Genomic DNA, 11,840 nt, shown 5'->3' on the forward strand with positions numbered 1-11,840 from the left:
GGGGAGAGCGTGATCGTCGCGACCGCCGTCTGTCCGCATCCGCCGCTGCTCCTGCGCGAGCTCGGCGGCGGCCTGGACCCGCTCGCCGAACTGCGCGAGGAGTGCGAGTCCGCGGTGAAGGCCCTGGCCGCGGCCGAACCGGACCTCCTCGTCGTCGTCGGCGGGCACGACGTCTCGGCCGAGCACGCCGAGGCGCTCGTGCCGGTCCGCGAGTTCGGCGGAACGGGGAGGCGGGTGCCCCGGGAACGGACGCTGCCGCCGAGCCTGGGCGTGGCGCGGCGCCTGCTCGACACCGTCGGCTACCGCGGACGCGTGGAGATGCTCACCGTGGCCTGGGGCGCCTCCGCCGCCGAGGTGGAGGAGCTGGGGCGGCGGATCGCCGCCCGCACCGGACGGATCGGCCTGCTCGTCATGGGCGACGGCAGCGCCCGGCGCGGCGACAGGGCCCTCGTGCGACCGGACGAGCGCGCCTTCGCCTTCGACGAGGAGGTCCGCCGCCGCCTGTCCGAGGGCGACTGGGAGGGGCTGGCCCGGCTGGACCCGGCCCCGGCCGCCGAGCTGATGGCGCAGGGCCGGGCCGCGCTCCAGGTCATGGCGCACGCGCTCGCCGCCGACGCCGACGACGGCCGGGGCGGCGAACCGGCGCGGCCGCGGGTGCTCTACGCCGACGACCCCTTCGGGGTCATGTACTTCGTGGCGGTGTGGCCGTGCGGCTGCTGATGAACGACGCCGCCCCCGGCGCGGCCTCCCCGGGCCAGACCCTGGACGCCTCCGCCCTGGAACGGCTCTACGCCTACCCCGACCGGCCGTGGCTGCGCGCCAACATGGTCGCCAGCCTGGACGGTGCGGCGGCCGGGAACGACGGCCGCACCGAAGCCCTCAACACCCCCGCCGACCTGGTGGTGTTCACGCTCCTGCGCGACCTGGCCGACGTGGTCCTGGTCGGCGCCGGAACCGCGCGCGAGGCGGGCTACCGCAGGACGGGCCCGCGTACCGGCGACCGGGCGGCCCGCGCCGTCGCCGAGGGCCGCGCCGACCGGCCCGAGATCGCCGTGGTCAGCGGCAGCGGACGGGTTCCGCCGCTGCTGGCCGAGCCGGCCGGGGAGGGCGGCGGGGTGCTGCTGGTGACCTGCGGGGCGGCCGGGAACGAGGCCCTGGACCGGGCGCGCCGCACCCTGGGCGAGGACCGCGTGCTGGTGTGCGGGCGCGAGCGCGTGGACCTGCGCGCGGCGGTCGGGGCCCTGGTACGGCGCGGACTGCCCCGGATCCTGTGCGAGGGCGGGCCCCGGCTGCTGGCCGACGTGGCCGCGGCCGGTCTGCTGGACGAGATGTGCCTGACGGTCGTCCCGCTGATGGCCGGGGGAGTCCAGCAGCGCGTCGCGGTCGGCACGGCGGCCGACGCGCCGCTCGTGCCCGGTGTGCTCATCGAGTCCGAGGGCACCCTGCTCCAGCGCTGGCTGCGCCCGCCGAGCTGACCGCCGGGCCCGCGCGCGGAGCGCCTTCCACGGGCCCCGGCGGGAGCGATCGCCGACCGCTCGGCGGGCCCGGTACCCGTGGCGGACCCCGGGCGGCCCTTCCGCGGGGTCGGCCCCTCCACGGGGCGGGACCGGTCGCGCCGGGACTCCTCCGCGGTCGGCGGACCCGGTTCCGGAGCGGTGCCGAGACCCCGTGCGGTCACCGGCGCTCCTCGCGGTCGGCGGGCCGGAGCGCAGCCGCTCGGCTACCGGCGCCCTTAGCGGTCGGCCGCTCCCGTCCCGACCCCGTCCACCAGCGGGGCCAGCACGAAGTCGGCCAGCGGGAACGCGTGCTCGTCCACGTGCTCGCGGGCGCGTTCGCGCTGGCCGGGGCCCATGGTCAGCGCGTGCACCAGGACCGTCCCGTACAGCGCCTCGGTGAAGGGGGCGGTGTCGGCGCCCGGCGGCAGCTCGCCGCGTTCGACGGCCCTGCGCACCATGTCCGCCATCCCGTCGCGGTGCACGCGCACCAGCCGTTCCTGGAGTCCCACGAAGGTCTCCATCCCCGTGGTGGCGTCCACGGCCACGCGCAGGGTGACCCAGCCCGACGGGGCCAGGAAGTGGTCCAGCAGGGCCGAGGCCAGCGCGCGGGTGTCGCCGCGCAGGCTGCCGGTGTCGGCCGCGGCGGGCGGCCGGGTGTGCTGCTCGATGGCGTCGGCGAGCAGGCGTTCCTTGGTCGGCCAGCGCCGGTACAGGGCGGCCTTGCCCACCCCCGCCCGGCGGGCCACCCCGTCCAGGGTGAACGCGGCCCAACCCGCCCTGCCGTACTCGGCCAGCGCCGCCGCCATCGCCCGCGGAGTGAGGCTGGGGTCGCGCGTGCGCCCCCGCCCCGTCCTCGGCGGTGTCGTCCCCGTGCCCCTCCGTGCTCGCTCACCCATGGGGCACGTTATGCCCAGGTAACGGCCGATGAAAATCCGCGGTCGCCTCCATCCGGGCGTTCGCGGGCCGGGACCGGTGCCGTCCGCGCGTCCCACGGCCCGCCCGCCGTCCGGTCGGCCCGCTGCCCGCTGTCCGTTCCGCTCGCCGTCCGGTCGGTCCGCGCCCGCCGGTCACGGCGTCCGGCGCACCGCCCGGTCCTCGGCGATCGCCAGCATCTGCTCCTGACGCCTCTCCACGGCGGGCCGCTCCGGTTCCGCCACGCGGCTCAGCTCCCCGACGCGGCCGCGCCGGTTGGCCAGGGCCACCGCCGCCGACCGCCGCATGCCCAGAGCCCCGCCCTCGGAGGCCAGCGTCGCGCGCACCCGGCGCCGGTAGGCGTGCCGGACGGTGAAGTACACGGCCATCGTGGTCAGGAAGACCGCCGCGACCTTGAACACGACACCACCGACCCCGGCGAACAGCGGCGAGTCCAGCAGCCAGTGCAGCGCCATCGCCAGGAGCACCAGCAGGGCGGCGGCCCCGGCCCTGTGACTGCCGGGCCGCCACGCCACCGCCGCCAGCAGGCCCACGGCGGTGCCCGCGACCGCCGACATCGCCCAGTGCGAGCCCAACCCCGTCAGGACCAGCCGCACCACGGTCGTCTGCGCCACCGGCACCAGTCCGCCGGTGCCGCCCGACTGGACGATCGCGTTCATCGAGTAGACGAAGTTCTCCGTCACCTCGAAGCCCAGACCCACCAGGGACCCGATCACGAACCCGTCCACCGGACCGCGCACGGCGGCGGGGAAGGCCACCGCCACCAGCACGATCCCGGCGAGCTTGAGCACCTCCTCGTTGAGGGGGGCGGTCATGGCCGCCCCCCAGACCCCGGAGAAGGGCAGCCCCAGGCTTTTGGCCCAGATCGAGCCCAGGCCCGCGTTGGCGACGACCCCGCCCGCCGGCGCGGCGGTCAGACCCCAGAGCACCGCGACCACGGAGGCGTCCAGGGCGGGGTCGCGCACCGGACGGATGCGGCGCAGTACCCAGAACCCGAAGGCCAGCGTCACCAGCCCCAGGAACACCGCCAGCGCCGCCTCGGAGAAGAAGACGCGCACCAGCCCGGTGAACCGCACCGCCAGGTAGCCCAGGCCCACCGCGCACAGCACCCCGATCAGGACGAGCGCGGCCAGCGCGGGCAGCCGCTGCCCGCGGGCGCGCCCGCCCCCGGTCGGCCGCTCCCAGGCGTGCCGGGGACCGGAGTCCTCCTGGCGGGCGCGGCGCGGCGAGGGCACGGAGCGCCGGTCGGTCGCGGCCGGACGGTTCTCGGGTTCGGGGTTCACGAGCCCTCCCGGGTGAAGGAGACCGAGCGCACGACGTCGGCGACCGCGCTGAGGTCGGCCGGGGTGGCCTCGCGCCCGGCCAGGGTCATCTCCACGGCCAGCTGTCCGTCGGGGGAGGGGTAGACCACCGCGGAGCCGTCCCCCTCCCGGCTCTCCAGGGCCCCGGCGAGCCCCTCGACGCCGCTCCGGGTGGAGATGGCCTCCGGGGCGCCCAGCCTCGCCGTCGCCTCGCCGGCGCGCACGACCCGTCGCAGGCCCGCCCACAGCTCCTCCAGGCTGGGCGGCGGCGAGGTCACGGGGGTGATCGAACTGAGCGTCAGCTCCACGGGCCCCCGGGTGAAGCGGTAGATCTGCCCGGCCTGGCTGGAGCCGGTGTTGAGGTGCCAGCCCTCCTGGGGGAAGGTGAGGGAGGCCCGGTAGTCACCCGCGGACCCCACGGGCACCGGTTCGCCGGAGGGGACGGACTCCGAGCCGGGCAGGAGCGCGTTGACCAGCGGCCAGGCCACCACCAGCAGCGCGATCGCCGCCGCGGCCACGCCCAGTGGCACCCAGTTGCTGCGGGGGCCGCGCCGCTGTGTGCGCGCGTCCTCCCCGGTCGCCTCCGCCATGGCGTTCCCCCTCGTCACCCGCGGTGATGCCCTGTCACGGCAAGCGAAACATTCGGGAGTGTGTGCTTTGGTGGCACGGCGCCGACTTGGCACACGTTTACGGTGATTTCACCAATGCGGGGGATCGGCGCGGGGGCGCGGTGACCGGCCGGGAACGCTCAGAGGCCGGTGGGCATCGGGCCCCCGTTCCACTCGACGGTGTCGGACAGCGCCGCCGCGAGGTCCATGTCGGTACCGGTGAGGTCGGCGTGGGCGCGGTGCAGGTTGAGCACGATGCGCTCGGCGTCGGCCCAGTCGCGGAATCCGCCCAGGTCGCAGTCCCTGGCGTTCTCCAGCGGGGTGAGCCCCCGGGCGACCCCGTCCCGGGCGGTCTCCAGCACGAACCGGTAGTAGCGCTCGTGCTCACCCAGCACCGCGTCCAGCCCGGCGGCGCCCAGCAGCGGGCCGTGCCCGGGGACCACGTGTTCGGGGCCGAACGCGTACAGCCACTCCAGCGAGCGCAGCGCGCCCTCCAGCGAACCCATGAACACCAGCGGCGTCAGCCCGTGGAAGACCAGGTCGCCGGTGAACAGCACCCGCTCCTCGGGCAGCCAGGCCACCACGTCGCCGGGGGTGTGCGCCGTGTGGCCGGGGTGGCGCAGCTCCACCCGCCGCCCGCCGGTGTGGACGGTCAGCTCCCGGTCGAACACGATCGACGGCAGGCGCCGGGTGACGCCGCCCCAGTCCGGAAGGGGCGACCAGAACGGAGGGCAGGCGTCCAGGATCGGGTCCTGCGCGAGCGCCTCGCGCATGGCGGCCTGCCCGATGAGCGCGGCGGACTCGGGCAGCAAGCTGTTGCCGTAGGTGTGGTCGCCGTGGTGGTGGGTGTTGACCGCCCACCGGACGGGCGCGCCGCCGGTGGCGCGCGCCAGGGCGCCGAGGAACGCGCGGGTGCGTGCCTCGGACGCACAGGTGTCCACCACCAGGAGCCCGTCGCCCCCGGCGACGGCTCCCGCGTTGTTGACCCACCAGGTGCCGTCCGGCTGCACCCAGGCGTACACGCCGTCCACGACCTCTGTCAGGCTCGCCGCATCCGGCCCTGTCCGTGCGGTCCGGTCCATGGGGTCCTCCCTCGCGCTCGCCGACTTCGGGGAAAGAAGGAAGAGGCTACAACAGCGCCCCCGCGGAGCCCACCGTGGCCGGTACCGGCCGAAGAGGGAAACGGCCCCCATACGCGCTGTTATCGTGACGACCGCATATCCGGTTCGTGCGTCCGTGGGCGCACGCGCACGCCCTCGGACGGGCCAGGGAGCAGGGACACACGTGAACAGCGAGGCGGGTATTCCCGCGGGCTTCTCCCGGGAGGGGAACGCCCACGGAGCCGGAACCGAGCACCGGGACGCGAGCGGTTCCGAGGAGGGACCGGAGCACCGGGAGGGCCCGCAGCGCCGCGATGACGAGGCGCTCCCCCGGTCCGGAGACCAGCCGGGACCGCTCCGCGCGGCCTGGCCCCTCCTCTCCGCCCTCCTCGCCTGGGCCGGAACGGGTCTTGTCGCCAGCGCCCTCCTGCTGTCGGTGGTTTCGCTGTTCCCGGGGGACCCGCCGCAGGACTTGGGGCTCGGCCCCTCCCTGCTCGTGGCGTTCTCCGCCGGACTGGCGCTGCTGGTCCTGGTCCTGCGCCACGCGGCGTCGCGGGAGACCGGCCCGGACCACGACCGCAGGGGGCTGATCCGCCTCACGGCGCTGGCTGCTGGGGCCGCGCTGCTGTCGTACCTGGCCTACCGCTCCTTCCCGCTCGACGCCTTCGCCCGGCTCACGGAGAGCAGGGACACCTGGGCCCCGTCGGTCCCGGGCAGCCTCCAGTGGGTTGTGCTGTGCGCGTTCGCCCTGGGCTTCCTGGCGCTGCTCCTCGCCGTCCACAGTCCACGGTCCCAGCCGGGCGGGCGTGCCTGGACGGGCTTCGCCGCCGGTGTCCTGGCCGTGGTCACGGCCGGGTGGGCGGCCGTCTCCGAGACTACCCACCAGCCGCTGGAGCACGCGGTCGCCGCCCCCGGAGCCGCCCCGGGCATGCCGACCACGGTCACCCGGGTGGGCTGGGCCTGGGAGAAACCCGAGGACGCCAGAATCGAGCGGGTCGTGGCCGGACCGCGCGGGCCGGTCGTGCTGCTCGGGGACGGGCTGGTCGGCCTGGACGGTGCGAGTGGTGAGGAGCTGTGGACCTACCGGCTCCCCTTCGGCTGGTACACGAGCACAGACGCGTCCCTGGGGGGCGACCTGGCGTACGTGAGCTACCGACAGGTCCCCGACGACATCGAGAGCGGGCGGATGACCGCGGTCGACACGGCCACCGGCGAGATCACCAGGGAGGTGCCGGCACCGCCTGAGGAGCGGTCCGTTACCGGGGACGACCACTTCATCGGTGTCCTTCCCACGGGCAGTCTCTACACGGGCTCCGACGAGGAGCCGGGAACTCTGATCGCGTACGGCGATACCGGAGAGGACGAGCTGTGGACCTTCACTCCCACTCCCCAGGAACCGGAGACCATCTGTGATACGGAACGGCGGGTCCTTCTCCATGAGGACCTGATCCTGGCGGCGTACCTGTGCCGGGGGGAGTCGGATGTCCGGCCTCTCGTCGTTCTCGGCCTGGACGCGCGTACCGGGGAGCAGAGGTGGCGCACGCAGATCGGGGACCCGTACCCGAGCGGCTCCATGCGGATCTTCTGGGAGGGGCGCGTCGTGTCGGAGGGGGAGCACCCCGTGGTGGGAGTCGGTTCCGACTCCGGTCCCGTCACTCTGCTGGATCCGCGCACGGGCGCGGTGGCGGGCGAGTTCCCGGAGTTCCTGATGGAGGATGACGACGAGGCCAGCCAGGAATACCGGGCGATCCGTTCGGGATACCGGGGACGCGTCCACGCCGACACCGGAGGCGCGGTCTACGTCGAGCGGGACGGGAACGACGGGCACCTCGTCCACCGCGTCGACCCCTCCGGCACGCTGGTCCGCACCACCATGGTCCCCGAACCGCCTTCGGGGGATGACGAGATCAGCGACGCCCTCGTCGTGGGGGACACCCTCCTGGTACCGCACCAGGAGCAGCCGGTGTGGGGCGGCGAGGTGGCGGCGTCCGTGCGTGTGATCCCGCTCGGGGAGGGACCGGACGAACCGGAGGACGGCGGCACGGTGATCGGGATCGACTCCGCCGTGAACCTCCGACTGCTGCCCGTCCCCGGGGCCGTCACCGCCTACGACTGGGACGAGGGCACCACCGTGTACGGCCTGGTGCCCTGACCCGGCACCTCCACAACCCCCTCCGGATCTTCGTCGGAGCCGGGCCCACTCGTCTCCTCGGGGAGCCCCCGAAAGCACGCCTGGGACGCCCGCAACGCCGTGGGACGGGCGCTCGAGCTGCCCGCGGACCTGGTCGCCGACGGGGTCGACGAGTTCCTGGCGTTCATGCTGGCCCTGGGCAGCGGGCCGCCCGAGGGCTTCGAAGCGGTGGTGTGCCTGCGGACCGCCGACTTCGGGCGGGCCTGGACCGTGGTCCCCTCAGCGGGAACCTGGCGGACGCGGCCCGTCGCCGAAGACGGTGCGACGACCACGGTCGAGGGCACCGCCTCCGACCTGATGCTCCTTCTGCGGGGGCGCACCGGCACCTCCCGGGTGCGTGTCGACGGGGACGCCCTCGCGGCCCTCCTCTCCGCCGCCGGAACCGAGTAGGCCGAGCGGTCCGAGGGCGCCGCGCCCGGACGGAAACGCGGTGCTCCCCGCCCATCGTTCCTCCGTCCGCGCCGATGAGTGAGCGCGGCGCCCCGCGCTCACTCCTCCGCGGTGCCGGGCCCGGGCTGGATGACGTGCCCCGCCGCCTCCAGGCCCGCCGTGGCCGCCGCCACGAACACCGCCACGCTCGCGTGCCTGCGGCGGGGCGGCCACACCACCGACGTGCGCCACGCCAGCGGGCTGCCCTCCAGCGGTGACCACACCAGTCCCTCGGGCAGGCCGCCCAGCGGGTGCTCGTTGAGGTGCACGCCCCGCCCGGCCAGCACCAGCCCGTTGACGAAGTGCGGGTTGCGCGCGTGCCGGATCGCGCCCGGCCGGAACCCCTCCGACCTGCACGCCGACATGATCTGGTCGTAGAGCATCGGCGCCATCGCGCGCGGGAAGACCACCAGCGGCATCCCGTTGAGGTCGCGCAGCCGCACCGGCCCGCCCGCCGCCAGACGGTGCTCGGCGGGCAGCAGCACCCCCAGCCTGCGGCTGGCCACCGGGCCCGACTCCAGCCCGGTGGTGTCGGAGGGGTGGCGCACCATCCCCACGTCCAGTTCGCCCTCGCGCAGCGCGGCCAACTGCTCGTCCGTGGTCAGCTCGTGCAGGTCCATCAGGACGTCGGGCGCCAGGCGGGCCAGTTCGGCGGTCAGCGTGCGCAGCGTGACCGCCATGGTGTCCGGCGGAATCCCGGCGCGCAGTATCCCGCTCCGCCCGGGGCGGATGCGCCGCATGGCCTCGCGGGCGGACTCGGCGCTCTCCAGCACCGGCCGCGCGTGCTCCAGCAGCAGCGCCCCGGCCTCGGTCAGCCGCACCTGGTTGCGCCCCCGGTCGAACAGCCGCACCCCCAGCTCCCGCTCCAGGTCGCGGATGCGCTGGGACAGCGGGGGCTGGGCCATGTGCAGGCGGGCGGCGGCCCGGCCGAAGTGCAGTTCCTCGGCCAGCACCGTGAAGTAGCGCAGGTGGCGCAGTTCCATGCGGCGACCCTACCGGCCATATCACTGTGATATCGCGTGAGGTCGCAACTGGTGTTGGACGCCGGAGCCGACGGGCTGTTCTCATGGCGTTCACCGGAAGGACGAACCGGCTTCCTCCCCGCCCCCGGCGCGGCGGCCCCCTCGTCCCCGGCACCCCGGCGAACACGACGGTGTACGTCGACCACCCTTGCTTGTGAACATGTGAAAGGACTCCACGTGTCCGACGAACTCGTCCTGGCGCACCGCGAACCCCTCACCGAGGGCCACACGACCGTCATCACCCTCAACCGCCCCGCCAAGCTCAACGCCTGGACCTCCGCCATGCGGGCCCGCATCGTCGAGCTCCTCACCGAGGCCGGAGCCGACCCCGACTGCCGCGCCGTCGTCCTCACCGGCACCGGAGACGCCTTCTGCGCCGGTCAGGACCTCGCCGAGACCCGGGCCATCGACCCCGGGGACCACGCCGCCGCCGAGGCCTGGATCGACGAGTTCGACGTCCTCTACCGGGCCCTGCGCGGCGTCGACAAGCCCACCGTGGCCGCCGTCAACGGCGTCGCCGCCGGGTCGGGCTTCCAGCTCGCGCTCCTGGCCGACCTGCGCGTGGGCCACCCCGGCGTCCGCATGGGCCAGCCCGAGGTCCGCTCCGGCATCCCCAGCGTCACCGGCATCTGGGCCATGTGGGACATCCTCGGCAAGGCCCGCACCATCGAGTTCACCCTCACCGGCGACCTGGTCGACGGCACCGAGGCGCACCGCCTGGGCCTGCTCACCCGCCTCGTCCCCGAACGCGGGGACGTGCTCGCCGCGGCCCTCGACCTCGCCGCCTCCCTGGCCTCCCTGCCCCCCGGCGCCGTCGCGCTCACCAAGGCCCGCCTGCGCGAGATCGACGACGCCGCCCTCACCGACGCCGTCACCGCCGCCAAGGACGTCCACGCCCGGGCCTACGCCAGCGGCGAGCCCCAGCGCGAGATGGAGCGGTTCCTGGCCAAGCGCCGCTGAACCGCCGCTCCACCGCCAAACCACAGCAGGAACAGGGGAAACCACCCGATGACCACCACCGGAACCGAGGCCGCCGCCTTCGAGACCCCCGGCCCGGACGCACTCGCCGAGGGGGAGCGCCTCTACCGCCGACTGCGCTCCGAGCAGCGCTGGGAGGTGCCCGAGCGGTACAACATGGCCGTCGACGTCGCCGACCACCACCCCGGGGACCGGGTCGCCCTCGTCTTCGAGGACCACACCGGGCACCGCGACGAGGTCACCTGGGACCGCGTCCGCGACCGGGCGGCCCGCGTCGCCGCCCACCTGCACGCCCTGGGCGTGCGCGAGGGCGACCGCGTCGCGGTCCTGCTGCCCCAGCGCCCCGACACCCCCGCCACCTACCTGGGCGTGCTGCGCACCGGTGCCGTCCTGGTCACCATGTCCCTGCTGTGGGCCGACGACCCCATCGCCTACCGGCTCGCCGACTCCGGCAGCACCGTCCTGATCACCGAGGACGCCGCCCTGGAACGCGCCGCGGGAGCCGTCCGCGCCGCCCGCGCCTCCCACGGGCTCGACGCCGACGTCCGCGTCGTGAGCGTGGACGACCCGGCCGTGGCCGCCCGCGAGCCCCGCCACGAGGCCGCCGACACCGCCGCCGACGACCCCGCGCTCATCTTCTACACCTCGGGGACCACCGGCGCGGCCAAGGGCATCGTGCACGCCCACCGCACCCTGCTGGGCCACAACGAGTTCCGCTACTGCCACGACCTGCGCCCCGGCGACGTGTTCTACGGGGCGGGCGACTGGGCCTGGTCCATGGCCAAGCTCATGGGCCCGCTGCGAGCCGGGGCCACCCACCTGGTCCACCGCCCCCGCGCGGGCTTCGATCCCGAGGGGCTGCTCGCCGCGATGGCGCGCAACCGGGTCACCACCGCCCTGGTCAACCCCACCCTGCTGCGCAAGCTCCGCGCCGGGGTGCCCGACGCCGGACGCCGCCACCCCCAGTCCCTGCGCGTGGTGTGCTGCTCCAACGAGCCGCTGACCACCGACCTCATCACCTGGTTCCGGGAGCAGTTCGGCGTCACCCCGTTCGACTACTACGGGTCCACCGAGTCCTACCCCCTGCTCGGGAACATGCCCGGAATCCCGGTCAAGCCCGGCTCGGTGGGCCGCCCGCTGCCCGGCTGGGACGTCGTCCTGCTGGACGCACAGGACCGCGAGGTCCCCGACGGGGAACCCGGCGAGATCTGCCTGCGCGCCCGCAGCAACCCGCAGTTCCCGCTGGGCTACTGGAACCGGCCCGAGGCCTCCGCCGAGACCTTCGGCGGCACCTGGTACCGCACCAAGGACCAGGCCACCCGCGACGCCGACGGCTACTTCTGGTTCCTGGGCCGCACCGACGACGTCATCAAGACCTCCGGCTACCGGGTCGGACCCTACGAGGTCGAGGCGGCCCTGCGCGAGCACCCGGCCGTCGCCGACGCCGGGGTCGTGGGCCTGCCCGACCCGCTGCGCGGACAGGTCGTCAAGGCATGGATCGAACTGGCCGACGGGTACGAGCCGAGCGAGGAGCTCGCCGACCGGATCCGCGCCTTCGCCCGCGAGCACCACTCCCTCTTCGCCTACCCGCGCCTGATCGCCTTCGAGGAGCGCCTGCCCCGCTCCGCCACCGGCAAGGTCCAACGCGCCGAGCTGCGCCGACGCGACACGGCCTGAGATCCGTGCGGTGGCGGCGGGGGCCGCCACCGCACCCGGCCGCGCCCGGCCACCCCGGCGGGCCGCCCCCTCTCTTGTCCCCCCTACCATCGAATCCGGGCCAGG

11 protein-coding genes are annotated in these 11,840 nt (G+C 75.0%); 6 read left to right on the forward strand and 5 right to left on the reverse strand.

The genetic code is table 11. The annotated features are described in order from the left end of the window. Positions 1-9: 9 nt before the first annotated feature. On the forward strand, positions 10-720 hold the full coding sequence (locus NDAS_RS06165; protein WP_013152281.1) for a class III extradiol ring-cleavage dioxygenase family protein: 711 nt from the start codon (positions 10-12) through the stop codon (positions 718-720). Then, on the forward strand, positions 702-1,475 hold the full coding sequence (locus NDAS_RS06170) for a pyrimidine reductase family protein (RefSeq protein ID WP_081461702.1): 774 nt from the start codon (positions 702-704) through the stop codon (positions 1,473-1,475). The genes NDAS_RS06165 and NDAS_RS06170 overlap by 19 nt, the downstream gene beginning before the upstream one ends. Before the next feature lie 257 nt (positions 1,476-1,732). On the opposite strand, the gene NDAS_RS06175 is transcribed toward NDAS_RS06170, so the two are convergent. The 4 genes from NDAS_RS06175 to NDAS_RS06190 form a co-directional block, all read right to left on the reverse strand. Next, on the reverse strand, positions 1,733-2,392 hold the full coding sequence (locus NDAS_RS06175; protein WP_013152283.1) for a TetR/AcrR family transcriptional regulator: 660 nt from the start codon (positions 2,390-2,392) through the stop codon (positions 1,733-1,735). A gap of 171 nt (positions 2,393-2,563) precedes the next feature. Next, the gene (locus NDAS_RS06180; protein WP_013152284.1) at positions 2,564-3,712 is read right to left on the reverse strand and encodes a PrsW family intramembrane metalloprotease; all 1,149 of its coding nucleotides are present in this window, start codon (positions 3,710-3,712) and stop codon (positions 2,564-2,566) included. After that, positions 3,709-4,320, reverse strand: coding sequence for a hypothetical protein (locus NDAS_RS06185; RefSeq protein ID WP_013152285.1), 612 nt, complete (start codon positions 4,318-4,320; stop codon positions 3,709-3,711). Before NDAS_RS06185 ends, NDAS_RS06180 begins: the two co-directional genes overlap by 4 nt. A 158-nt stretch (positions 4,321-4,478) precedes the next feature. Next, the gene (locus NDAS_RS06190) at positions 4,479-5,420 is read right to left on the reverse strand and encodes an MBL fold metallo-hydrolase (protein WP_013152286.1); all 942 of its coding nucleotides are present in this window, start codon (positions 5,418-5,420) and stop codon (positions 4,479-4,481) included. Positions 5,421-5,622: 202 nt separating this feature from the next. On the opposite strand from NDAS_RS06190, the gene NDAS_RS06195 reads away from it, so the two are divergent. Together NDAS_RS06195 and NDAS_RS06200 are read left to right on the forward strand one after the other, a co-directional pair. Beyond that, positions 5,623-7,590 carry an outer membrane protein assembly factor BamB family protein gene (locus NDAS_RS06195; protein ID WP_013152287.1) on the forward strand — a complete coding sequence of 656 codons (1,968 nt, stop codon included), beginning with the start codon at positions 5,623-5,625 and terminating at the stop codon, positions 7,588-7,590. 99 nt (positions 7,591-7,689) lie between these two features. Beyond that, on the forward strand, positions 7,690-8,019 hold the full coding sequence (locus tag NDAS_RS06200) for a hypothetical protein (protein ID WP_013152288.1): 330 nt from the start codon (positions 7,690-7,692) through the stop codon (positions 8,017-8,019). 98 nt (positions 8,020-8,117) lie between these two features. Here the strand turns inward: NDAS_RS06200 and NDAS_RS06205 are convergent, their stop codons facing one another. Further along, a complete protein-coding gene (locus NDAS_RS06205) occupies positions 8,118-9,041 on the reverse strand; it encodes a LysR family transcriptional regulator (protein ID WP_013152289.1) in 924 nt (307 codons plus the stop codon). Positions 9,042-9,257: 216 nt separating this feature from the next. Here NDAS_RS06205 and NDAS_RS06210 point away from each other — a divergent pair, with 216 nt between their 5' ends. Both NDAS_RS06210 and NDAS_RS06215 read left to right on the forward strand, forming a co-directional pair. After that, positions 9,258-10,040: an enoyl-CoA hydratase/isomerase family protein gene (locus tag NDAS_RS06210; RefSeq protein ID WP_013152290.1), complete on the forward strand. Its 783-nt coding sequence runs from the start codon at positions 9,258-9,260 to the stop codon at positions 10,038-10,040. Positions 10,041-10,088: 48 nt separating this feature from the next. After that, positions 10,089-11,735, forward strand: coding sequence for an acyl-CoA synthetase (locus NDAS_RS06215; protein WP_013152291.1), 1,647 nt, complete (start codon positions 10,089-10,091; stop codon positions 11,733-11,735). Positions 11,736-11,840 lie beyond the last annotated feature (105 nt).

It is taken from the genome of Nocardiopsis dassonvillei subsp. dassonvillei DSM 43111, assembly GCF_000092985.1.
In the GTDB taxonomy this organism is placed as follows: domain Bacteria; phylum Actinomycetota; class Actinomycetes; order Streptosporangiales; family Streptosporangiaceae; genus Nocardiopsis; species Nocardiopsis dassonvillei.

Excerpts from the sequence above, each read along its gene's own strand:
- NDAS_RS06175 (WP_013152283.1), bottom strand. The coding sequence starts at position 2,392 with ATGGGTGAGCGAGCACGGAGGGGCACGGGGACGACACCGCCGAGGACG.
- NDAS_RS06185 (WP_013152285.1), bottom strand. The coding sequence starts at position 4,320 with ATGGCGGAGGCGACCGGGGAGGACGCGCGCACACAGCGGCGCGGCCCC.
- NDAS_RS06190 (WP_013152286.1), bottom strand. The coding sequence starts at position 5,420 with ATGGACCGGACCGCACGGACAGGGCCGGATGCGGCGAGCCTGACAGAG.
- NDAS_RS06205 (WP_013152289.1), bottom strand. The coding sequence starts at position 9,041 with ATGGAACTGCGCCACCTGCGCTACTTCACGGTGCTGGCCGAGGAACTG.
- NDAS_RS06215 (WP_013152291.1), top strand. The coding sequence starts at position 10,089 with ATGACCACCACCGGAACCGAGGCCGCCGCCTTCGAGACCCCCGGCCCG.